The following is a 21,313-nucleotide window of genomic DNA, read 5'->3' on the forward strand; positions in this document are numbered from 1 at the left end:
GTGTGCATATTACGCTTCCCCGCCTCAGAGTCAAGCGATTATTTTCGCTTTTCTCCGTGAGGTTCTTACCGAACCCCGCTGACCCGGCGGCGTGTTTGCCGTTGTTCCGTGTCAGTGGTGGCGCATTATAGGGAGTTATCTGACGGTGACAAGCAGAAATATTAAAAAGTTTACCGTTCGCTTATTTTTCGACCTGTGCGGCTATTAAAGCCGCGGATTGCGGGTTAATTGCGCAATTTCCCGGGCAAAACTGGCGACCTGGGACCAGTCGGTGTAGACCACCTCTTTACGGGTATCCGTTTCGCCGCCTGTCATCTTCATAATAAGGCGGATCATAAAGCGATCGTACCAGCGGTAACGCGGATAACGCAGCGCGCCCGCAAAAACGGCACAGGCAGTTGGCTTCCAGGGTGAGTTCAGTAAAAATTTGCGCGTGTAGCTGTTGGTTTGCGGCGTACGCTTTTCCGCTTTACGCGCCACCAGATTCACAGAAAAGAAAGCGCCCGGCAGGCTATTCAGCGTTGCCGTGTGTTTTTTCACGAAGCGATCCACTGCAGGATGGAAATGGCCGTAACGAATCGAGGCGCCAATCACCACGCGGTCATACTCCTGCCATGCAATCTCTTCGGTGCGGTTCAGATTGACGACATCCGCATAGATACCCTGCTCTTTTAACTCAGAAGCCAGAAAAGCGGCAATCTCCCGCGTCTGCCCGTCGCGCGTTGAAAATAGAATTAATGTTTTCACAAACGGCTCCCTTATTCGCGCCAGAATGTTGGTGTCAGGAGAACCAACAGCGTGAAGACCTCAAGACGCCCGAACAGCATGTTGGCAATCAGGATCCACTTCGCGGTTGGATTCATACTGGCAAAGTTGTCTGCGACCACGCCAAGGCCCGGCCCCAGGTTGTTCAGTGTGGCGACAACGGAAGCAAACGCCGAAAAGTCATCCACGCCCGTCGCGATGATCGCCAGCATACTGACGATAAAGACCAGCGCGTAGGCAGAGAAGAAGCCCCACACCGCCTCCAGAATACGCTCCGGCAGTGCGCGGTTGCCCAGTTTGATGCTGTAAACCGCATTCGGGTGCACCAGACGCTTAAGTTCGCGGTTCCCCTGTTTAAAGAGCAGCAGGATGCGGATCACCTTCAGGCCACCGCCCGTCGAACCGGCACAGCCGCCGATAAAGGCCGAACAGAGCAGCAGCACAGGCAGGAAGAGCGGCCAGCGCGCGATACTGTCGGTGGTGAAACCCGCAGTGGTCGCCATCGACACCACCTGGAAAAATGCCTGATTAAGGGTGGTGACCGCCGAGTCATAGACATCGTGTAGCCACAGCACCAGGGTACAGATAGCCACCAGCGTCAGCTGCACGCCAATGAACATGCGAAATTCTGGATCGCGCCAGTAGACCTTCAGACTACGGCCACTGAGTAAAGAGAAGTGCAGGCCGTAGTTACAGCCGGAGATAAGCAGGAAGATAGCAATGATGGTGTTGATTGTCGGGCTGTCAAAATAGCCGACGCTGGCATCATGGGTTGAGAACCCACCAATGGCGATGGTGGCAAAGCTATGGCCAATGGCATCAAAGGCTGGCATCCCGGCGAACCACAGCGCCAGCGCACAGGCGACCGTCAGCAGCACATAGATCAGCCATAACGTTTTGGCCGTCTCGGCAATACGCGGGCGCATTTTATTATCTTTCAGCGGCCCCGGCATTTCGGCACGGTAGAGCTGCATCCCCCCGACGCCCAGTATCGGCAGAATCGCCACGGCTAATACGATGATCCCCATACCGCCGAACCATTGCAGCATCTGCCGGTAAAAGAGGATGGCATGAGGTAGTGAGTCCAGCCCCACCAGCGTGGTGGCCCCGGTGGTGGTCAGCCCGGAAAAGGATTCAAAGAAGGCATCGGTGATGGTCAGGTTGGGCTGTTCCGAGAAGATGAAGGGTAATGCCCCCACGCTGCCCAGCACGGTCCAGAACAGCACCACGATCAGGAAGCCTTCCCGGGATTTCAGCTCCCCTTTCTGACGGCGGTTAGGCCACCACAGCAGGGAGCCAATCATCAGCGCGACGAAAAAGGTCTGCGTAAAGGCGCGGCCCGCACCATCCCGATAAATAAGCGCTACCAGTCCCGGGAGGATCATCGTCCCGGAGAAAAGTATGACCAGCAATCCAACGATTCGGGTTATGGCACGAAAATGCATCTCTGCCGCTTCCTTTGGTATTCAATAAGTAGGGTGGGGATTATTCTTCAATCGGCCGTAATTGCAACGAACCACGACTAAAATCAGCCAGTTTTGCTGAGAATGCCGGAAGCGAAGCCTGGGGTAATGCCACCCGCAAGTGCACCATCGCCTGGTAGTCACTGTGTACGATGAGGCCCTGATACTGCTTCAGCAATGCCTCGATGCCGGATAACTGGGCGTAATCGCACAATAAAGTATATTCGGTAAGTGGCGTTTTGCGGATAGTCGTCAGCTGATTAAGCGCCTGCTGGACGCCGCCGCCATAGGCCTTGACCAGCCCGCCCGTTCCCAGTAACACGCCGCCGTAGTATCGCACCACGACGGCGGTGATTTCGCCAACGCCGCTGCCCATGAGCTGCGAGAGCATGGGTTTGCCCGCCGTGCCCGCCGGTTCACCATCATCCGAGAACCCGAGCTTTTGCGAGTCGTCAGGCGGCCCGGCCACCCATGCCACGCAGTGGTGGCGGGCGTCGGGATGTTCCGCTCTTACTGCCTCTACAAACGCCTTCGCCGCCTCCACGCCGTCGGTATGCGCCAACAGCGTGATGAAACGGCTTTTCTTGATCTCTTCCGTAAAGGTGACCGGCGCTGCCGGTATGAGCCAGCTTTCCATTACGCCAGCTTCAGATCTCGCGTCATGTTTTCAGTACCGTTCTCGTGGATCACCACGTTATCTTCGATACGGATCCCACCAAACGGCTTCAGCGCTTCGATTTTCTGCCAGTTGAAGTGCTTGCTGAACTGCCCTTCACGCCACGGCGCCAGCAGCGACTCAATAAAGTAGATGCCCGGCTCGATGGTCAGCACCATGCGCGGTTGCAGAATGCGGGTGCAACGCAGGTAGGGGTATTTAGACGGCGCCGCCAGGTGCGTACCAGTGTCATCCTGCATAAAGCCAGCGGTATCATGCACCTGGAGACCCAGAGGATGACCAATCCCGTGCGGCATAAAGGGCCCGGTCAGGTCGTTTTCCACCATCGCCTCTTCGCTCATATCGCTGACGATCTGATACTTACGCAGCAGTTTCGCAATGCGCTGATGGAACTGGATGTGGTAATCCACGTAGCTCACGCCCGCCTTCATGGTGGCGATCAGGGCAAGCTGTTCATCATTCACGTCTTTGATAAGCGCAGCGAACTCGGTGTCGCTATTTCCGGCCCAGGTACGGGTCAGGTCAGCGGCATAGCCGTTATATTCCGCACCGGCATCCAGCAGGAAGCTGCGCATTTCGGACGGCGCGCGGTGATCGAGTTTGGTGTAGTGCAGCACCGCCGCGTGTTCGTTCAGCGCCACGATGTTGCTGTAAGGCACATCGGTATCACGATGGCCGGTGGCCGTCAGGTAGGCCTGGTTAATATCGAACTCGCTCATGCCGGACAGGAACGCTTCATGCGCCGCACGATGGCCGTTAACCGCGTTTTTTTGCGCTTCACGCATGCACGCCAGTTCATAGTCGGTCTTATAGGAGCGATAATAGTGCAGATAGTCGATCACCCCTTTCGGGTTCACGTTTTCCGCTGTGATCTCCATGGCGAGAGCCCGTTCAGGCACCGGGCCAATATAGGCAATGTTGCCGCGAGCTGCAGGTAACTGGCTGCTAATACCGTCCGCTTTCGGCAGGGCAATCACCTCTACCTCGTCCGTCCAGAATGAGGTCGGCAGCGGCTCCACGTTGTGCCAGTAATCCACCGGCAGGTAGAACCAGAGTTTCGGCTTGTTCACGCCATCCACCCGCAACCAGCAATTGGGAACCTGCGTTACCGGCACCCAGGCTTTAAATTGCGGATTCACCTTGAAGGGATAAGCATGATCGTCAAGGAAGACATTAAACAGTTCGCCGGAGTGGATGAGCAGCGCATCCAGCTTAAAGCGAGCCAGTACGTCGCGTGTACGTTCCTGTAACGTAACAATATGATTTTTGTAGAGCGCGGCCAGTGAGTCCATCATTATTCCTTTCGTTTTGACCTCAAGTCCCCGCATCTTAGCACACCTCAGAAAAGCTGCGTGATCTTCGCCGAGCGTGATCAGCCCTACAATTATTTAATGACTAATTTGCATTTCATTAACACAAAACCCACACTCCGTTTCATCTGGTATGACCAGATCCAATTGCTGGATTCAGGAGACTGACATGCTCTACAAAGGCGACACCCTGTACGTAGACTGGCTGGAAGGTGGCATTGCCGAACTGGTGTTCGACGCCCCCGGCTCAGTGAACAAGCTTGATACCGCAACCGTGGCCAGCCTTGGCCAGGCGCTGGACGTTCTTGAAAAACAAACCGATTTAAAAGGTCTGCTGCTGCGTTCCGAAAAAGCGGCATTTATCGTCGGCGCAGACATCACCGAATTCCTCTCGCTGTTCCTGGTACCCCAGGAGCAGTTGAGCCAGTGGCTCCATTTCGCCAACAGCGTCTTTAACCGTCTGGAAGATCTGCCGGTCCCGACCCTTTCTGCGGTCAATGGCTATGCGCTGGGCGGCGGCTGTGAATGCGTGCTGGCGACCGATTACCGTCTGGCAACGCCGGATCTGCGCATTGGTCTGCCTGAAACGAAGCTGGGCATCATGCCGGGCTTTGGCGGCTCGGTACGCCTGCCGCGCCTGCTGGGTGCCGACAGCGCCCTGGAAATTATCGCCGCAGGTAAAGATGTCAGTGCCGATCAAGCGTTAAAGCTCGGTCTGGTGGATGGCGTCGTTAAGCCGGAAAAACTGCATGAAGGGGCTCTGGCGATACTGCGCCAGGCGATTAACGGCGATCTCGACTGGAAAGCGAAACGCCAGCCGAAACTGGAGCCGCTGCACTTAAGTAAAATTGAAGCCACCATGAGTTTCACCATCGCCAAAGGCATGGTGATGCAGACGGCGGGTAAACACTATCCGGCGCCGATCACCGCGGTGAAAACCATCGAAGCCGCCGCACGTCTGGGCCGTGACGAAGCACTGAAATTAGAAAACCAAAGTTTCGTCCCACTGGCTCACACCAACGAAGCCCGTGCGCTGGTCGGTATTTTCCTTAACGATCAGTTCGTGAAGGGCAAAGCGAAGCAGCTGACTAAAAACGTTGAGACGCCAAAACAGGCTGCGGTGCTGGGTGCGGGCATTATGGGCGGCGGCATCGCCTACCAGTCGGCCTGGAAAGGCGTGCCGGTGGTGATGAAAGATATCAACGATAAATCCCTGACGCTGGGCATGACCGAAGCGGCCAAGCTGCTGAACAAACAGCTGGAGCGCGGCAAGATCGACGGTCTGAAGCTCTCCGGCGTGATCTCCACGATTCATCCAACGCTGGAATACAGCGGTTTCGACCGCGTGGATGTGGTCGTCGAAGCGGTAGTTGAAAACCCGAAAGTGAAAAAAGCGGTGCTGGCGGAAACAGAAGAGAAGGTTCGCCCGGAGACTGTGCTGGCCTCCAACACCTCTACCATTCCAATCAGCGAACTGGCCAGCGTGCTGAAGCGCCCGGAAAACTTCTGCGGCATGCACTTCTTTAACCCGGTGCACCGTATGCCGCTGGTTGAAGTGATTCGCGGAGAAAAGACCTCCGATGAAACGATCGCCAAAGTCGTGGCCTGGGCCAGCAAGATGGGCAAAACCCCAATTGTCGTTAATGACTGCCCGGGCTTCTTCGTCAACCGCGTGCTGTTCCCCTACTTTGCCGGTTTCAGCCAGCTGCTGCGCGACGGGGCGGATTTCCGCAAGATCGACAAAGTGATGGAAAAACAGTTTGGCTGGCCGATGGGCCCGGCCTATCTGCTGGATGTTGTGGGTATTGATACGGCCCATCACGCCCAGGCGGTGATGGCGGCAGGCTTCCCGCAGCGCATGCAGAAAGATTACCGCGATGCCATCGACGCCCTGTTCGAATCGAATCGCTACGGTCAGAAAAACGGCCTCGGCTTCTGGCGTTATAAAGAAGACAGCAAAGGTAAGCCGAAGAAAGAGGAAGACGCAGCCGTGGACAGCCTGCTGGTAGAGGTCAGCCACGCGAAGCGCGATTTCAGCGACGAAGAGATTATTGCCCGCATGATGATCCCGATGGTCAACGAAGTGGTGCGCTGTCTCGAAGAGGGCATTATCGCCAGCCCGGCGGAAGCGGATATGGCGCTGGTGTACGGCCTGGGCTTCCCTCCGTTCCACGGCGGCGCGTTCCGCTGGCTGGATACGCTCGGCAGCGCCCGCTATCTGGATATGACGCAACAGTACGAGCATCTCGGCGCGTTGTATCATGCACCGGAAGGTCTGCGTACCAAAGCGCGTAATAACGAAGCGTACTATCCCCCGGTTGAGCCTGCCCGTCCGGTTGGCGCACTGAAAACGGCTTAAGGAGTCACAATGGAACAGGTTGTCATTGTCGATGCAATTCGCACCCCGATGGGCCGTTCGAAGGGCGGCGCATTTCGTAACGTGCGCGCGGAAGATCTCTCCGCACATTTAATGCGTAGCCTGCTGGCGCGCAACCCGGCGCTGGACGCCACCGCGCTGGACGATATCTACTGGGGCTGCGTGCAGCAGACTCTGGAGCAGGGCTTTAACATCGCCCGTAACGCCGCGCTGCTGGCGGAAATCCCGCACTCGGTACCGGCTGTCACCGTCAACCGCCTGTGCGGTTCGTCGATGCAGGCCCTGCATGATGCGGCACGCATGATCATGACCGGCGACGCGCAGGTATGCATGATTGGCGGCGTGGAACACATGGGCCATGTGCCGATGAACCACGGCGTCGATTTCCATCCCGGCATGAGCCGTACCGTGGCGAAAGCCGCAGGCATGATGGGACTGACGGCGGAAATGCTCTCCCGTCTGCACGGTATCAGCCGTGAAATGCAGGACAGCTTTGCCGCCCGCTCGCACGCCCGTGCCTGGGCCGCGACGCAGTCCGGCGCCTTCAAAAATGAGATCCTGCCGACGGGCGGTCACGACGCCGATGGCGTGCTGAAGCAGTTCTACTTCGACGAAGTGATCCGTCCGGAAACTACTGTTGAAGCGCTCTCCACGCTGAAACCGGCCTTTGATCCGGTGACCGGCACCGTGACAGCGGGCAGCTCTTCCGCCCTCTCCGATGGTGCTGCCGCCATGCTGGTCATGAGCGAAAGCCGCGCCCGCGAGCTGGGTCTGACGCCGCGCGCCCGTATCCGCTCGATGGCGGTAGTGGGCTGCGATCCGTCGATTATGGGTTATGGCCCGGTACCGGCCTCAAAGCTGGCGCTGAAAAAAGCCGGGCTTTCCACCAGCGATATCGACGTGTTCGAGATGAACGAAGCCTTCGCCGCGCAGATCCTGCCGTGCATTAAGGATCTGGGCCTGATGGATCAGATCGACGAAAAGATTAACCTCAACGGCGGTGCCATTGCGCTGGGCCACCCGCTGGGCTGTTCCGGGGCGCGTATCAGCACCACGCTGATTAACCTGATGGAACGCAAAGATGCCCAGTTTGGTCTGGCGACCATGTGTATCGGCCTGGGTCAGGGGATCGCGACGGTGTTTGAGAGGGTGTAATCGAAGAATATTCCCCTAAATCATTCGCGTTGCATCGCGGCGGCAACTGCGCGAATCCCCGGGAGCATAGTTAACTATGTGACCGGGGTGAGCAAAGGCAGCCAACAAAGAGGCAGCGTGAATGATGACGGGGAAAGTTTTAGTTGCCGTTTTCCCGCCTGTCAGGGGCGGGTTTTTTTCGTCTCAAATAAAGGCAAACGCGTCGCCAAACAGACGATCTTCACGCGCACCGCGCTCATTGCAGAACAGGTCACGGGCAATTTTCGCCATTTCGAAACGACCGGCAATATAGATATCGTGATTTACCAGGGTGCCATGATCCTGCAGTACCGCCGTTAACACGGTGCCGCTGCGGCCGCGCCATCCCTCTTCCGGCTGCTCCACCACCGGCTCAACGCGCAGGTTTGGATGGATCACGCTCAGCGCTTCCAGCTCGGACAGATCGTAAAGGTGCTTCGACTCGCGGCCACCCCAGTAGATGGTGATATCCCGGTCCGGGTTACGCGCCAGCGCCGTCAGCAGGATAGAGCGCGCGTAAGAGAAACCGGTACCGCCGGCAATCAGGATCAGCGGACGCTCTTCGTCATCACGCAGCCAGGCTTCGCCGTGAGGCATATCAACTTCAATCACGTTCTCTTTCAGAATGCGATCCATCACCGCCATCGCATACAGGTTGAGCTCTGACGCCCCAATGTGCAGCTCGATAAACTCTTGCTCATCCGGCGTGGAGGCCATTGAGAAAGGGCGCTTATCCCGCTCATCCATCACCACCATCAAATACTGGCCAGCGCGGAAGGAGAACGCCGATTCAGGTACTAAACGGACGCGATATACAGTGTCGGTGATAGCGTCTACCGAGGTCACTTTACAGCTTAAGGTTGTCATTCGCTCTCTCTGTCGGGAAGTCTATAGGGCATAACGGGCGCATTCAGGCGTCTTTACCGTTATTCATTATGGCCAGTTCATCCCAGATCGCGTCAATTCGCGCAGTCACCTCAGGATCCTTTTTGATCGGTCGACCCCATTCACGTTGGGTTTCGCCGGGCCATTTATTGGTGGCATCCAGTCCCATTTTTGAGCCAAGACCGGAAACCGGCGAGGCAAAATCCAGGTAATCAATTGGCGTGTTTTCGACTAAGACCGTATCGCGTGCCGGATCCATACGGGTGGTAATGGCCCAGATCACGTCATTCCAGTCGCGGGCGTTGACGTCATCATCGCAAACGATCACAAACTTGGTATACATAAACTGGCGCAGGAAAGACCATACGCCCATCATCACCCGTTTAGCGTGACCCGCATACTGCTTCTTAATGGTTACCACCGCCAGGCGATAGGAGCATCCTTCCGGCGGCAGATAGAAGTCAATGATCTCCGGGAACTGCTTTTGCAGGATCGGCACTAACACTTCGTTGAGCGCCACGCCCAGTACGGCAGGTTCATCTGGTGGACGGCCGGTATAGGTGGAGTGGTAAATCGCATCTTCCCGCTGGGTAATGTGGGTCACGGTAAATACCGGGAAGTTATCTATTTCATTGTAATAGCCGGTGTGGTCGCCATACGGCCCTTCCGGGGCCAACTCCCCTGGCTCGATGTAGCCTTCGAGGACAATTTCAGCGCTGGCGGGCACTTCCAGATCGTTAGAAACGCACTTCACCACTTCGGTTTTGGTGCCACGCAGTAACCCGGCAAAGGCATATTCCGACAGCGTGTCTGGCACCGGCGTCACTGCGCCGAGTATGGTGGCCGGATCGGCACCCAGCGCCACGGAGACCGGGAAGCGTTCGCCCGGATGGGCCGCGCACCACTCCTGGAAATCCAGCGCGCCGCCGCGGTGCGACAGCCAGCGCATAATGAGTTTGTTTTTACCGATCAGCTGCTGACGGTAGATCCCGAGGTTCTGCCGCTCTTTGTACGGACCGCGCGTCACGGTCAGACCCCAGGTGATCAGCGGGGCGGCATCTTCTGGCCAGCACTGCATGATGGGAATCCGGGTCAGATCGACCGCATCGCCTTCCACAATTTTCTGCTGGCAGGGCGCGCCGCGCAGCCGTTTGGTCGGCATGTTCAATACCTGCTTAAACTGCGGCAGCTTATCAAAGAGATCGCGAAAACCTTTTGGTGGCTCAGGCTCTTTCAGAAAAGCCAGCAGCTTACCCACTTCACGCAGCGCACTGACATCTTCCTGCCCCATCCCCATCGCCACACGCCTGGGTGTGCCAAACAGGTTACAGAGCACCGGCATGGTGTAGCCTTCCGGGTTTTCAAACAGCAGCGCGGGCCCACCGGCACGCAGGGTGCGGTCGGCAATCTCTGTCATCTCCAGATAAGGATCGACAGGCAGGGTAATGCGTTTGAGTTCGCCCTGCTTTTCCAGCAGTTCCAGGAAGTCGCGTAGATCGTTGTATTTCATGCAGTTAGTCAAGCTCTCTCTGTATGCGGTTCATTATACGGCGTAAGACTGCGTGATGCTGTATTTTTGTTAAATTAGCGTGAAGATTCACGGCTTCTTCTGCGTACGGCCATTATAATCAGCTTAGCGATCCCGCCAGGGTTTTGATATGCTTGCCGGCATAACAAGCGGAAAAGAGTCATTATGCGGGCCTGGTATTTACTGTATTGCAAGCGTGGGCAACTTCAGCGTGCTCAGGAACATCTGGAACGCCAGGCGGTGAACTGTCTGACGCCCGTGATCACGCTGGAAAAAATGGTTCGCGGTAAGCGCACAACCGTCAGTGAACCACTGTTCCCGAACTATCTGTTTGTTGAATTCGACCCTGAAGTAATCCACACCACCACCATCAGTGCGACGCGCGGTGTCAGTCACTTCGTACGCTTTGGCATTCATCCGGCCACGGTGCCCTCTTCCGTCATCCACCAGCTCTCGGTTTATAAACAGCCAGAAGGCATGACCGATCCTGATACGCCCTTCTCCGGCGATGATGTGGTGATCACCGAAGGGGCGTTCGAAGGGCTGGTAGCGATTTTCGCTGAACCGGACGGGGAAGCCCGCTCCATGCTGCTGCTGAACTTACTGAATAAAGAAGTGAAGCAGAGCGTGAAAAACACCAGTTTCCGCAAAGTTTAAAAGTCGATGCCAAACAGACGACGCACGTTGTCATCCGTCTGCGCAGCCAGCCACTGCGTCTCTTCGCCGCGCCAGTGGGCGACCCGTTCAATGATATGTCCCAGATAAGCCGGTTCATTACGCCGTGAGGCCGGTTTAGGGCTGAGATCGCGCGGCAGCAGGTAAGGCGCATCGGTCTCAATCAGCAGGCGCTCGGCAGGAATAACCGGCAGCAGCTCGCGTAGCGCCAGCCCGCGTCGCTCATCACATACCCAGCCGGTGATCCCCAGATACAATCCACGATCCAGACAAGCTATCGCCTCTTCACGCGTGCCGGTAAAACAGTGCAGCACCGCGCCGGGCAGTTTATCCAGCCAGGGTTCCAGCAGCGCCAGAAAGCGTTCGTGAGCGTCACGGCAGTGCATAAATACCGGCATACGCAGCTCAGCGGCTAACGCCAGCTGGGCGCTAAAGGCATGCTCCTGCTCGCCGGGGGTAGAGAAATTGCGATTAAAGTCGAGACCACACTCTCCGATTGCCACCACCTCAGGCGAGGCGGCTAATGCCCGCAGCGTGGCTGCGCTCTCTGTCGTCCACTGGCTGCTGTCGTGAGGATGAACGCCTGCCGTTGACCAGCAGCGATCATAACGTTGCGCCAGCTGCTGCGCCTGCTCACTTTCATGCAGGTTGGTGCCCGTCAGCAGTAAGCCCTTTACCCCGGCGGCAAAGGCCCTGGTAACGACCTCATCGCGATCCTGGGCAAACTGCGGGCTGGTCAGGTTCAGACCGATATCAAACATACTCGCTCCCATATGACAACCGCCCTGGCGGGCGGTTGGTTTTATTCTTCTGACTCTTCCTCGTGATCTTCACGTCGCTTTCCGATATAGAAGCGCGAGAAGAAGACGCCGACCTCAAACAGGCAATACATCGGGATTGCCAGCAGGGTTTGCGAGAAGACATCCGGCGGCGTCAGCAGCATGCCAATGACAAAGGCACCCACCAGAATGTATGGCCGTTTTTTACGTAAGTCTTCCGGCGTGGTGATCCCCACCCAGCAGAGCAGCACGATGGCAACCGGCACTTCAAACGCCACGCCGAAGGCCATAAACAGCGCCATCACAAAGCTCAGATAACTGGCGATGTCCGTCGAGACCTGAACCCCTACCGGCGCGGTGTTTGCCAGGAAGCCAAAGGCCAGGGGAAAGACCACGAAGTAGGCGAAGGCCATGCCGATATAAAACAGCAGCGAGCTGGAGACCAGCAGCGGGATCACCAGACGGCGTTCATGCTTATACAGCGCAGGGGCAATAAAGGCCCAGACCTGGTAAAGGATTACTGGCGCAGAGGCAATCAGCGACACCCAGAAGGTCAGCTTAATCGGCGTGAAGAAGGGCGACGCGACATCGGTCGCAATCATGGTTGCGCCCAGCGGCATCTGTTTAATCAGCGGCGCAGAGACCACCTGATAGATGTCGTTGGCGAAATAGACCAGGCCTATAAAAATGAGGAAGACCGCAATAATGCAGTTCAGCAGGCGCTTACGCAGCTCGATCAGGTGCGTAATCAGCGGTTGAGTGTCATCTACAGCCATATTTACGCTTTATCACTCGACGAGGGGGACGCATCAGCGACGGGGGCAGGCTTCTTCTCTGCGGACGCTGGCGTCGGTTCTGAATTTTTGATCACCGGCTCTGAAGGCGTCTGTTCGGGCGCACTGGCCTGGTGTTCTGCGGTAGCAGGCGTCACGCCTTCGTGCTGCGCTTCGTTATCTTTGACCAGTGGATTGCGAATGGTGTTGGCTTCATCACTCGCTTTTTCCGGGTCGTTAACGCTGTAGGAGCGCTTCATGGATTCCGCCGCTTCGCGCAGTTCATCCATGGAGGCTTTGAGTTCCGGCGTCAGGTTATCCATGCTCGCCTTCTCCACTTTTTTCAGGCTGTCCTGAAACTCCTGCAGCTTAAGCTCCTGCGCCAGCTCGTTTTGAACCGTTGTCGCAAGCGAACGCAGCGCGCGCACCCAGCCTGCAATAGTTTTTACTGCCACCGGCAAACGCTGTGGCCCCAGTACAATGAGGCCAATCACGAATACCAGCAGCAGTTCGCTAAAACCAATATCAAACACGGATTACACCTGCTCGTTATCGTGGCGTTTAGCATTTTCCTTTTTGACGTCGTCTGGTTTATCGGCGATAGATTTAGCAGTGAAATCCGCGTCCTGGCTGGATTTGTCCTGCTTCTCGTCATCATCTTTGATCGCTTTCTTGAAGCCTTTGATGGAGGCACCAAGATCGGAACCGATAGAACCCAGTTTTTTGGTACCGAAAAGCAGCACGACGATGACGGCAATAATCACCAATTGCCAGATACTGATACCACCCATACTTCTTCCTCAGTTGTAGATGATAAATTAATCAGGCCGCATTATACGTTATGCGGCCCTGCGATAGCGATGCAATTCAGCGTGTTTTACGCCATCCAGCCAGCCAGACCACCACTCCACCGGCCATCAGCCAGGCGGGCATCAACTCCCAGTCAGGACGGTTGATTAGCAATAGCGTGCCGCTTAACAACAGCGTGGCGCCTATGCCAAACAGATACCGGGACTGGCCCTGACGCACATGGTTGGTCTGCAACTCGCGAGCGATTTTATCTACGCTATGTTGCAAGTTTTTGCTCTGACGCAAACTGTCGTACACCAGTTCCGGCAGTTCGGGCATTTTTTCGATCCAGAAAGGCGCTTTCTCTTTCAGGGAGCGGACCAGCGCGGGCAGCCCAACCTGGTCTTTGATCCATGACTCAAGGAACGGTTTTGCCGTTTTCCATAAGTCTAACTGAGGATAGAGTTGCCGCCCCACCCCTTCAACGTAAAGTAATGTTTTCTGGAGTAAAACTAACTGCGGCTGCACTTCCATATTGAAGCGTCGGGCGGTATTAAACAGGTTCAGCAGCACATGGCCAAACGAGATCTCCGCCAGCGGTTTCTCGAAAATGGGCTCACAAACTGTACGAATGGCGAACTCAAACTCTTCGACGTTTGTGTCCGGTGGAACCCAACCGGAGTCGACGTGCAGTTCAGCCACTTTACGGTAATCGCGGTTAAAGAAAGCGATAAAGTTCTCAGCCAGATAGCGCTTATCTTCTTTGTTCAGCGAGCCGACGATACCGCAGTCAATGCCGATGTACTGCGGATCTTCTGGGTGCTCGTAGCTAACGAAGATATTGCCCGGGTGCATATCGGCATGGAAGAAGCTGTCGCGGAACACCTGGGTAAAGAAGACCTGCACGCCACGTTCGGCCAGCAGCTTCATGTTGGTGCCCTGCTTTTCGAGGGTCGCGACGTCCGATACCGGGATGCCGTAGATGCGCTCCATCACCATCATGTCCTGGCTGCAATAGTCGGAATAGACCTCCGGCACATACAGCATCGGGCTGTTTTCAAAGTTGCGGCGCAGCTGAATGGCGTTCGCCGATTCACGCAGCAGATTTAGCTCATCAATCAGCGTCTTTTCATATTCACGCACCACTTCCATCGGACGCAGGCGACGGCCATCAGGCAGCAGACGCGGCACCCAGCGAGCCAGACGGTAGATGAGTCTCATGTCGGCTCGGATGATCGGCAGAATGTCCGGGCGGATCACCTTGATGACCACCTCTTTGCCGTTCTCTTTCAGCCGCGCGGTGTGAACCTGAGCGATAGAGGCTGAAGCCAGCGGCTGGATGTCGAAGTCATCGAACCAGCTTTCTACCGGGATATCACCCATCGCTTTTTCGATCTGCCGCTTTGCCAGCCGGCCATCGAACGGGGCGACTTTATCCTGCAGCAGAGCCAGCTGATCGGCAATCTGAGGGGGGAAGAGATCGCGGCGGGTCGAGAGCATCTGGCCGAACTTGATCCATACCGGACCCAGCTCCTGCAACGCCAGCCGAAGACGCTCACCGAGCAGCTTGTCTTTATGGCGATTTGGCATCCAGAATAGCGTTTGCCGCCAGAGGCGCAGCGGCAAGGTAATGCGCATTCGAGGGATCAACTCATCGAGCCCGTAGCTCAAAAAGGTGTGGATGATAAAATAGAGGCGCCGAATTTCACCTGGCGTCATTTGCCCTCCAGCTTTTCAAGCCTTTTAGTCATTGCATCAACCGAACGTTCAACAGCGGCGGTTTCTTCTGCAAACCATGCTGCTTCCAGCGGCCCGGGGGCCATGCGCCACTCTTCGGTAAGCACCTCCGCAGCATAGCGCTGCTGACGCTGAAAACCTTTTTTCAGCAATGAGGCGCCGCCGCGCAGCACTTTACTGATCCCCTCTGCGGCAATATCGCCCGTCCAGGGGGCCAGCAGTTCTGCCGGATCAAATTCCGCCAGGTCAGCCAGCGAAACGAAGTTTTGTACCACCTGGATATCGCCTTCGACTTCCAGCTCACCGCTACGGATCAGGGCGGTGAGCTGCTGGCGATCGCGCAGTTTAGGTAGCGTACTCATATGGGTGATAACAGAGCAGTCAGCCTCGCCCTCCCACTCGCCCAGCACGTCGAGCTGACGCTCGCTGAATACCAGCACCAGCGGGGTCGAAAACTCTTTTACCACCACACGCAGCACTTTACCGTTCAGTCGCTGGCGTGCCGTTTTGAGCGCGTGCGAGCGATACAGAAAGGTATTGAGTACGTTTTCAACACCGGCTGTGATCAAGGGTTTAAACGGCATCTGCCACCTCCACTCAGAACTTGTACCCGCGATGCAGGGCGACAACGCCCGCGGTCATGTTGAAGTAATCAACATTGTCAAAGCCCGCATCCTGCATCATGGCCTTTAACGTGTCCTGGTTAGGGTGCATACGGATGGACTCCGCCAGGTAGCGATAGCTGTCGGCGTCGTTAGCAACCACTTCACCAATGCGCGGCAGAATGTGGAAAGAGTAAGCGTCGTACGCTTTGCTCAGCGGTTCAATAATCGGTTTAGAGAACTCCAGCACCAGCAGGCGTCCACCCGGTTTCAGCACGCGGTACATGGAACGCAGCGCTTTCTCTTTATCGGTGACGTTACGCAGACCGAACGAGATGGTGATGCAGTCAAAAGTGTTATCCGGGAAAGGCAGCGCCTCGGCGTTCGCCTGGACATATTCAACGTTGCCGACCACACCGAGATTGCGCAGTTTCTCACGCCCCATTTTCAGCATGGAGTCGTTGATATCAGCCAGCACAACGCGGCCTGTTTCCCCTACCAGACGCGAGAATTTCGCGGTAAGGTCGCCGGTCCCGCCCGCCAGATCCAGCACCGTTTGCCCACGACGTACGCCGCTACAATCAATAGTGAAGCGCTTCCACAAGCGATGAATGCCGAATGACATCAGGTCATTCATTACATCGTACTTCGCCGCCACGGAATGGAATACGTGGGCCACCATGTCAGCTTTCTGCGCTTTAGCGACAGTCTGAAAGCCAAAGTGCGTTGTGTCTTGTGAATCTTCAACCATCTCAGAGCCTGCTTATCAATCAAATGTACGAGAAGTGTAACAGATTGGGCGAATTTGCCCTACGATTCAACCACCCCAGGAATAACGTCCTACAGGTCTGCCGACGCGTGTGCTTCTGCTAACGTATTGTTTGTCTTTTGAACATCGCCCTCGCCACGCAACCGGTACTCTTCATCCTGCGCGGTGGCCTGCTCGACTAAATCCGGATTAATCTCGCGTTTTACCTCCACGCCAAGGCTGCGGAACGATTCGGCCTGAGCCAGCAGGTTGCCGCGCCCGGAGGCCAGCTTTTTCATCGCCTGGCGGTAATTATCCTGGGCGCGATCCAGACTCTGCCCAACGGACGACATGTCATCGACGAACAGGCGCATTTTGTCGTACAACCGGCTGGCGCGATCGGCAATCTGCTGGGCATTGCGGCTCTGGTGCTCATAGCGCCACAGATTCGCAATGGTGCGCAGCGCCACCAGCAGCGTGGTGGGGCTCACCAGCATAATGTTGTTTTTCAGCGCTTCGGAGATCAGCTCCGGCTGACGGTCCAGCGCCAATAAGAAGGCGGGTTCAACCGGAATAAACATTAGCACGTAGTCAAGCGAACGCAGGCCGGGTAACTGCTGATAATCTTTACGCCCCAGCAGGCGAATGTGGTTCCGCACCGAGGCGATATGCTCCTGCAACGCTGTCTCGCGGGTGTAGTCGTCCTCGGCATTGAAGTAACGCTCGTAGGCCACCAGCGTCATTTTGGCGTCGATGACCACATCCTTCTCCTGCGGCAGGCGGACAATAACATCCGGCTGCATCCGCGCGCGGGATTCTGTTTCGATACTAACCTGGGTCTGATATTCATGCCCTTCACGCAGGCCGGAGGCTTCCAGTACGCGGGTCAACACCACTTCGCCCCAGTTGCCCTGGGTTTTATTGTCGCCTTTCAGCGCCCGGGTCAGGTTGATCGCCTCCTGGGCCATCTGGGCATTTAGCTGCTGGAGATTGCGAATTTCATGGGCCAGCGTGTGTCGCTCCCGCGCCTCCTGACCAAAGCTGTCCTGCACCTGGCGACGAAAACCGTCCAGCTGTTCGCGCAGGGGGGTCAGCAGACCGTTCAGGCTCTGGCGGTTTTGCTCGTCAACACGGCGGTTGCTCTGTTCAAAGATGCGGTTCGCCAGGTTTTCGAACTGCTCGCTCAGGCGCTGTTCGCTGTTCATCATCTGGCGGATTTTGTCTTCCGCATGCAGCTGGGTCGATTCCAGCCGGGTAGTCACTTCGCGCAGGTCGGCTTCCAGCGAGGTGTTGATATCCCGCAGATTACGCAGTTCGTTATTGAGTAGCTCGCACTCGTCGCGCCAGTGTCCGCTTTGCGCCGCCTGTTGTTTCAGCGCGCTTAAGGCAGCCACCATCTCCTCACGTTCGGCCAGCTGATCGGCTTTTTGCTGCGCATGCTGATAGCTGGCGAACAACCAGCCCACGCCGACGCTGACCAGCGCGATAACGACATAAAAAAGGATGGAAATATCCACGACGCCCCCTGCATCAAGGTATGACCCGCACAAAATAGAATTGTGCTGTATAAACGTCCAGTTTGAAAAGGGTTTTCTGCGAGGGGCTACGCAAAGAAAAAGGCCGAACGGGTCGGCCTTTGGCAAAGAAAAGGAGTAATTACAGCAGGCAGCGGGCCGCTTCCACGACAATTTTCACCGCGTGGCTTTCGGTCTGCTTCATGGTCTCGGCGTTCGGGATCTCTTGCTGGGTACGGTTCACAATGACACCCGCGACCATACCGGCACGCAGCCCCTGGCTTGCGCACATGGTCAGCAGCGTAGCAGATTCCATTTCATAGTTCATAACGCCCATGGACTGCCACTCTTCCATCGAGCCTTTGAAACGGCTGACCACGCGACCGGAGAAGGTGTCATAGCGCTCCTGGCCCGGGTAGAAGGTGTCAGACGAGGCGGTGACGCCAACGTGGGTGGTTGCGCCAACGGATTTCGCGGCTTCCACCAGCGCGGTGGTGCACTCGAAGTCGGCTACTGCCGGGAACTCCATCGGGGCAAAGTGCAGGCTCGCACCGTCCAGACGTACAGACGCCGTGGTGACCAGCACGTCGCCAACGTTGATATGCGGCTGGATCGCACCGGTCGTACCGATACGCAGGAAAGTACGGATGCCCAGCTGTGCCAGCTCTTCAACGGCAATAGAGGTAGACGGGCCACCGATACCGGTTGAGCACACGATCACCGCTTTACCATCCAGCTCTGCCCGCCAGGTCGTGAATTCGCGATGGGCTGCCAGCTTAACCGGCTTATCCATCAGCGCGGCGATCTTTTCCACACGCTCAGGATCGCCAGGGACGATAGCGAGCGTAGCCCCTTGTAAATCGTTTTTAGTGAGGCCGAGATGAAAAACATCAGACTTAGACATAGAAAACTCCTCTGTGGGTCAGTTTGTCAGCAGAAGCAAAGCGGTACTTTACCGAAGGAACTGGCTTCATTTCGTGATAGACATCACCGCTAATGAAATTGATTGCAGTTAATTACCATGAAATAGTGATTAACATCACATTAACGACTTATATCGTTATCTGTTGCACAAAAGATAGCCTGTTTCGGGCACTGTGGATTGTTAACCTGCGGACTATATTTACTTTTGCGCTAATTGGTACGGAGAATGCCATGACTGGAACATCTGGATTTGCCCCTGCTGCTGATCTGCAAGCCTCAACCGTTGTCACTACCCCCGACGAGGCGATTACCGCCGGGGAGACCTCGATTCCGACCCAGGGCGATAATATGCCCGCTTACCATGCCCGGCCCAAAAATGCGCAAGGGGCATTGCCGATCGTCATCGTGGTTCAGGAAATTTTCGGCGTACATGAGCATATTCGCGATATCTGCCGTCGCCTGGCGCTGGAAGGATATCTGGCGGTCGCGCCGGAGCTTTACTTCCGTCAGGGCGATCCGAACGAGTACAGCGACATCCCTACCCTGTTCAGCAACCTGGTCAGTAAAGTGCCGGACGCGCAGGTGCTGGCGGATCTTGACCACGTCGCCAACTGGGCAGCGCGCAATGGAGGCGATCCCCATCGTCTGCTGGCGACCGGTTTCTGCTGGGGCGGACGGATCAGCTGGCTCTATGCCGCCCATAACCCGCAGCTGAAAGCAGCCGTGGCGTGGTATGGCAAACTGGTCGGCGAGAAAACCCTGAATTCACCAAAACATCCTGTCGATATTGCTACCGATTTAAACGCCCCCGTGCTTGGGCTCTATGGCGCCGAAGACACCGGCATTCCACTGGATACCGTCGAGACGATGCGTCATGCCCTGCGGGCGGCGAACGCAACGGCGGAGATTGTGGTCTATCCGGGAGCGGGACATGCATTTAATGCCGATTACCGTCCGAGCTATCACGAAGAGTCAGCGAAGGATGGCTGGCAGCGGATGCTGGCCTGGTTTGCGCAGTATGGCATCAAAAAATAATACCCTTACGCCCGGCACGTCTGCCGGGCGTACAATCCATGGTTATTAATCCCAGCAATATAAACATGTATTTATATATACTACATAGTAGGATTACTATTTAAATAATAATCGCCTCCCTGATTTTGTGAGCCATCATAAATTAAAAACGCTTTAGGAAATTAACCATACAGTTATGCTTTTCTCTCCTGTATGTGGGGCGTACGCTGGCATTCATATTACTTGCCAAACAGGAGGTTACAGGATGGCTATACCGGTATATCTTTGGTTAACAGACCATACAGGAAATCAGGTTAAAGGTTCAGTTAATATACAAGGAAGAGAAGGAAGCATTGAGATTATAGAGTTTATGCATTCTGTCGATCTTCCCACGGACAACCTTACAGGTAAAATTACTGGCAAACGAATCCATGGTGACTTTGCTTTAATCAAAGAAATTGATAGCTCATCGCCTTACCTTTATAAAGGCGTATCTACTGGTCAAAAATTTAAGCAAGCAGAGCTTAAGTTTTTCCGTATAAATTATAATGGTCAGGAAGAGGAATATTTCCGTATAATGATGGAAAATGTCAGGGTTAATGGAATAGAGCCGTTAATGTTAGACATTAAAAATACCACCTTTGAAAGGCACAATCACCTTGAAGCATTTTATTTAGCTTATGAAATAATCACATGGCACTATCTGGATGGAAATATTATTCATACAGACAGATGGGATGCTGAGCAGGAGGCTGTGGTATGACGTGGGTTTATAAAGTAAGTTCGCACTCATTTTATCTGGATGGCACTTATCAGTTTGATGGTCAGTATGCAGGTAGGCCTGGGTTTAAAAACGACTCAGCAAATGAATGCGTAAAAAACAAAGGCCCGCTACCAAGAGGAACGTATACAATAGGACCCGCTTTTTATCATTCTAAAACTAAAGCATGGACAATGAGATTAACTCCCTACGCCGGGAACGATATGTGCGGTCGGGATGGCTTCATGATACATGGGGAAAGTTCATTGCACCCGGGAGAGGCATCCGACGGATGTATCATCCTAAATTTATCCAGTCGTAAAATCATTGCTGCAAGCAGTGATAAAATACTTGTTGTGGAGGATTAATGTTTAATAAAAAATCTCTCTACATATTAATTATGTATCCTTTTCTTGCGCACGCGAATAATAATGGATGTGCTATTGTCGGTGCGTCAATGGAGACCGCTTTATTCAATGCCATTTCGCGAGACTTACAAATCGATACGTCGACTATTCAGCGGAACAAAACAACCATTAAAATCATTGACCTTTCTCCTGTATCAAAGCTGTACGCGCAATCATTAGCAAAAATCGATTATGAAATGGCTGTGGCACAGGGTAAAGCGACAATACCCGAGGGTGCTTACATGGACAGTTATTATGAAAATAATACTCAATCCCTGACGGTAAAATACACATACATCAACAAGGAGAAAAAGGAAGATATATTCATTACTTCTGGCCTTATAAATGACGATGAATGCTCAGTCAGGTTTAATGGTTATATGGTAATAGCAAGAGAGTTTTAATTATTCAGGA

At 55.0% G+C, this 21,313-nt stretch carries 22 protein-coding genes; 7 read left to right on the forward strand and 15 right to left on the reverse strand.

The window, feature by feature from the left end; genetic code table 11:
• Window positions 1–204 precede the first annotated feature (204 nt).
• From hemG to pepQ, 4 genes are read right to left on the reverse strand one after another with little or no spacing between them, the layout of a single operon-like run.
• Entirely contained in the window at window positions 205–747 is a 543-nt protein-coding gene (hemG, locus tag DVA44_RS22530) for a menaquinone-dependent protoporphyrinogen IX dehydrogenase (RefSeq protein WP_103825366.1), read from the reverse strand.
• Window positions 748–758: 11 nt separating this feature from the next.
• The gene (gene trkH, locus DVA44_RS22535) at window positions 759–2,210 is read right to left on the reverse strand and encodes a Trk system potassium transporter TrkH (RefSeq protein WP_114316445.1); all 1,452 of its coding nucleotides are present in this window, start codon (window positions 2,208–2,210) and stop codon (window positions 759–761) included.
• 40 nt (window positions 2,211–2,250) lie between these two features.
• Complete coding sequence (locus DVA44_RS22540) at window positions 2,251–2,865, reverse strand: IMPACT family protein (RefSeq protein WP_114316444.1); 615 nt, start codon at window positions 2,863–2,865, stop codon at window positions 2,251–2,253.
• A complete protein-coding gene (gene pepQ / locus DVA44_RS22545; RefSeq protein WP_114388217.1) occupies window positions 2,865–4,196 on the reverse strand; it encodes a Xaa-Pro dipeptidase in 1,332 nt (443 codons plus the stop codon). Before pepQ ends, DVA44_RS22540 begins: the two co-directional genes overlap by 1 nt.
• 187 nt (window positions 4,197–4,383) lie before the next feature.
• Here pepQ and fadB point away from each other — a divergent pair, with 187 nt between their 5' ends.
• Window positions 4,384–6,573 carry a fatty acid oxidation complex subunit alpha FadB gene (gene fadB, locus DVA44_RS22555; RefSeq protein WP_114388219.1) on the forward strand — a complete coding sequence of 730 codons (2,190 nt, stop codon included), beginning with the start codon at window positions 4,384–4,386 and terminating at the stop codon, window positions 6,571–6,573.
• Window positions 6,574–6,582: 9 nt separating this feature from the next.
• Window positions 6,583–7,746: an acetyl-CoA C-acyltransferase FadA gene (fadA, locus tag DVA44_RS22560; protein WP_114388220.1), complete on the forward strand. Its 1,164-nt coding sequence runs from the start codon at window positions 6,583–6,585 to the stop codon at window positions 7,744–7,746.
• Between the two features lie 183 nt (window positions 7,747–7,929).
• On the opposite strand, the gene fre is transcribed toward fadA, so the two are convergent.
• Both fre and ubiD read right to left on the reverse strand, forming a co-directional pair.
• Entirely contained in the window at window positions 7,930–8,631 is a 702-nt protein-coding gene (gene fre, locus DVA44_RS22565) for an NAD(P)H-flavin reductase (RefSeq protein WP_114388222.1), read from the reverse strand.
• Between the two features lie 43 nt (window positions 8,632–8,674).
• Window positions 8,675–10,159 (reverse strand): 4-hydroxy-3-polyprenylbenzoate decarboxylase, encoded by a 1,485-nt coding sequence (gene ubiD / locus DVA44_RS22570; RefSeq protein WP_114388224.1) that lies wholly within the window; start codon window positions 10,157–10,159, stop codon window positions 8,675–8,677.
• A gap of 183 nt (window positions 10,160–10,342) precedes the next feature.
• Between ubiD and rfaH the strand changes: the two genes are divergently transcribed.
• On the forward strand, window positions 10,343–10,834 hold the full coding sequence (rfaH, locus tag DVA44_RS22575; protein ID WP_114316438.1) for a transcription/translation regulatory transformer protein RfaH: 492 nt from the start codon (window positions 10,343–10,345) through the stop codon (window positions 10,832–10,834).
• Here rfaH and tatD read toward each other — a convergent pair.
• The 9 genes from tatD to udp form a co-directional block, all read right to left on the reverse strand.
• A complete protein-coding gene (gene tatD, locus DVA44_RS22580; protein ID WP_114388225.1) occupies window positions 10,831–11,613 on the reverse strand; it encodes a 3'-5' ssDNA/RNA exonuclease TatD in 783 nt (260 codons plus the stop codon). The two genes, rfaH and tatD, sit on opposite strands and share 4 nt — an antisense overlap.
• Window positions 11,614–11,654: 41 nt before the next feature.
• The gene (tatC, locus tag DVA44_RS22585; protein ID WP_103825356.1) at window positions 11,655–12,407 is read right to left on the reverse strand and encodes a Sec-independent protein translocase subunit TatC; all 753 of its coding nucleotides are present in this window, start codon (window positions 12,405–12,407) and stop codon (window positions 11,655–11,657) included.
• 2 nt (window positions 12,408–12,409) lie between these two features.
• Entirely contained in the window at window positions 12,410–12,937 is a 528-nt protein-coding gene (gene tatB, locus DVA44_RS22590; protein WP_103177420.1) for a Sec-independent protein translocase protein TatB, read from the reverse strand.
• A gap of 3 nt (window positions 12,938–12,940) precedes the next feature.
• Window positions 12,941–13,195, reverse strand: coding sequence for a Sec-independent protein translocase subunit TatA (gene tatA, locus DVA44_RS22595; protein ID WP_103177421.1), 255 nt, complete (start codon window positions 13,193–13,195; stop codon window positions 12,941–12,943).
• 76 nt (window positions 13,196–13,271) lie between these two features.
• Window positions 13,272–14,912: a ubiquinone biosynthesis regulatory protein kinase UbiB gene (ubiB, locus tag DVA44_RS22600; RefSeq protein ID WP_114316436.1), complete on the reverse strand. Its 1,641-nt coding sequence runs from the start codon at window positions 14,910–14,912 to the stop codon at window positions 13,272–13,274.
• Window positions 14,909–15,514: a ubiquinone biosynthesis protein UbiJ gene (gene ubiJ, locus DVA44_RS22605; protein WP_114388227.1), complete on the reverse strand. Its 606-nt coding sequence runs from the start codon at window positions 15,512–15,514 to the stop codon at window positions 14,909–14,911. The genes ubiB and ubiJ overlap by 4 nt, the downstream gene beginning before the upstream one ends.
• Before the next feature lie 13 nt (window positions 15,515–15,527).
• Window positions 15,528–16,283 carry a bifunctional demethylmenaquinone methyltransferase/2-methoxy-6-polyprenyl-1,4-benzoquinol methylase UbiE gene (gene ubiE, locus DVA44_RS22610; protein ID WP_103177424.1) on the reverse strand — a complete coding sequence of 252 codons (756 nt, stop codon included), beginning with the start codon at window positions 16,281–16,283 and terminating at the stop codon, window positions 15,528–15,530.
• Window positions 16,284–16,372: 89 nt separating this feature from the next.
• A complete protein-coding gene (gene rmuC / locus DVA44_RS22615) occupies window positions 16,373–17,797 on the reverse strand; it encodes a DNA recombination protein RmuC (RefSeq protein WP_114388229.1) in 1,425 nt (474 codons plus the stop codon).
• A gap of 139 nt (window positions 17,798–17,936) precedes the next feature.
• Window positions 17,937–18,698 (reverse strand): uridine phosphorylase, encoded by a 762-nt coding sequence (gene udp / locus DVA44_RS22620; RefSeq protein ID WP_114388231.1) that lies wholly within the window; start codon window positions 18,696–18,698, stop codon window positions 17,937–17,939.
• A 251-nt stretch (window positions 18,699–18,949) separates the two neighbouring features.
• Between udp and DVA44_RS22625 the strand changes: the two genes are divergently transcribed.
• The 4 genes from DVA44_RS22625 (at window position 18,950) to DVA44_RS22640 (ending at window position 21,303) form a co-directional block, all read left to right on the forward strand.
• Window positions 18,950–19,753: a dienelactone hydrolase family protein gene (locus DVA44_RS22625; RefSeq protein ID WP_114388232.1), complete on the forward strand. Its 804-nt coding sequence runs from the start codon at window positions 18,950–18,952 to the stop codon at window positions 19,751–19,753.
• A 244-nt stretch (window positions 19,754–19,997) separates the two neighbouring features.
• A complete protein-coding gene (locus tag DVA44_RS22630; protein ID WP_114388234.1) occupies window positions 19,998–20,495 on the forward strand; it encodes a type VI secretion system tube protein TssD in 498 nt (165 codons plus the stop codon).
• A complete protein-coding gene (locus DVA44_RS22635) occupies window positions 20,492–20,860 on the forward strand; it encodes a tlde1 domain-containing protein (protein ID WP_114316431.1) in 369 nt (122 codons plus the stop codon). Before DVA44_RS22630 ends, DVA44_RS22635 begins: the two co-directional genes overlap by 4 nt.
• A 32-nt stretch (window positions 20,861–20,892) precedes the next feature.
• Window positions 20,893–21,303 (forward strand): Shiga toxin A subunit, encoded by a 411-nt coding sequence (locus tag DVA44_RS22640; protein ID WP_220436651.1) that lies wholly within the window; start codon window positions 20,893–20,895, stop codon window positions 21,301–21,303.
• Window positions 21,304–21,313: the final 10 nt, after the last annotated feature.

Source organism: Leclercia sp. W17, assembly GCF_003336325.1.
In the GTDB taxonomy this organism is placed as follows: Bacteria; Pseudomonadota; Gammaproteobacteria; order Enterobacterales; family Enterobacteriaceae; genus Enterobacter.

Coding starts and splice junctions, on each gene's coding strand:
- tatC (WP_103825356.1), bottom strand. CDS start 12,407: ATGGCTGTAGATGACACTCAACCGCTGATTACGCACCTGATCGAGCTG.
- DVA44_RS22635 (WP_114316431.1), top strand. CDS start 20,492: ATGACGTGGGTTTATAAAGTAAGTTCGCACTCATTTTATCTGGATGGC.
- ubiJ (WP_114388227.1), bottom strand. CDS start 15,514: ATGCCGTTTAAACCCTTGATCACAGCCGGTGTTGAAAACGTACTCAAT.
- pepQ (WP_114388217.1), bottom strand. CDS start 4,196: ATGGACTCACTGGCCGCGCTCTACAAAAATCATATTGTTACGTTACAG.
- ubiD (WP_114388224.1), bottom strand. CDS start 10,159: ATGAAATACAACGATCTACGCGACTTCCTGGAACTGCTGGAAAAGCAG.
- DVA44_RS22640 (WP_220436651.1), top strand. CDS start 20,893: ATGTATCCTTTTCTTGCGCACGCGAATAATAATGGATGTGCTATTGTC.
- DVA44_RS22630 (WP_114388234.1), top strand. CDS start 19,998: ATGGCTATACCGGTATATCTTTGGTTAACAGACCATACAGGAAATCAG.
- udp (WP_114388231.1), bottom strand. CDS start 18,698: ATGTCTAAGTCTGATGTTTTTCATCTCGGCCTCACTAAAAACGATTTA.
- fre (WP_114388222.1), bottom strand. CDS start 8,631: ATGACAACCTTAAGCTGTAAAGTGACCTCGGTAGACGCTATCACCGAC.
- fadA (WP_114388220.1), top strand. CDS start 6,583: ATGGAACAGGTTGTCATTGTCGATGCAATTCGCACCCCGATGGGCCGT.
- fadB (WP_114388219.1), top strand. CDS start 4,384: ATGCTCTACAAAGGCGACACCCTGTACGTAGACTGGCTGGAAGGTGGC.
- tatD (WP_114388225.1), bottom strand. CDS start 11,613: ATGTTTGATATCGGTCTGAACCTGACCAGCCCGCAGTTTGCCCAGGAT.
- tatA (WP_103177421.1), bottom strand. CDS start 13,195: ATGGGTGGTATCAGTATCTGGCAATTGGTGATTATTGCCGTCATCGTC.
- DVA44_RS22540 (WP_114316444.1), bottom strand. CDS start 2,865: ATGGAAAGCTGGCTCATACCGGCAGCGCCGGTCACCTTTACGGAAGAG.
- ubiE (WP_103177424.1), bottom strand. CDS start 16,283: ATGGTTGAAGATTCACAAGACACAACGCACTTTGGCTTTCAGACTGTC.
- ubiB (WP_114316436.1), bottom strand. CDS start 14,912: ATGACGCCAGGTGAAATTCGGCGCCTCTATTTTATCATCCACACCTTT.
- rfaH (WP_114316438.1), top strand. CDS start 10,343: ATGCGGGCCTGGTATTTACTGTATTGCAAGCGTGGGCAACTTCAGCGT.
- DVA44_RS22625 (WP_114388232.1), top strand. CDS start 18,950: ATGACTGGAACATCTGGATTTGCCCCTGCTGCTGATCTGCAAGCCTCA.
- trkH (WP_114316445.1), bottom strand. CDS start 2,210: ATGCATTTTCGTGCCATAACCCGAATCGTTGGATTGCTGGTCATACTT.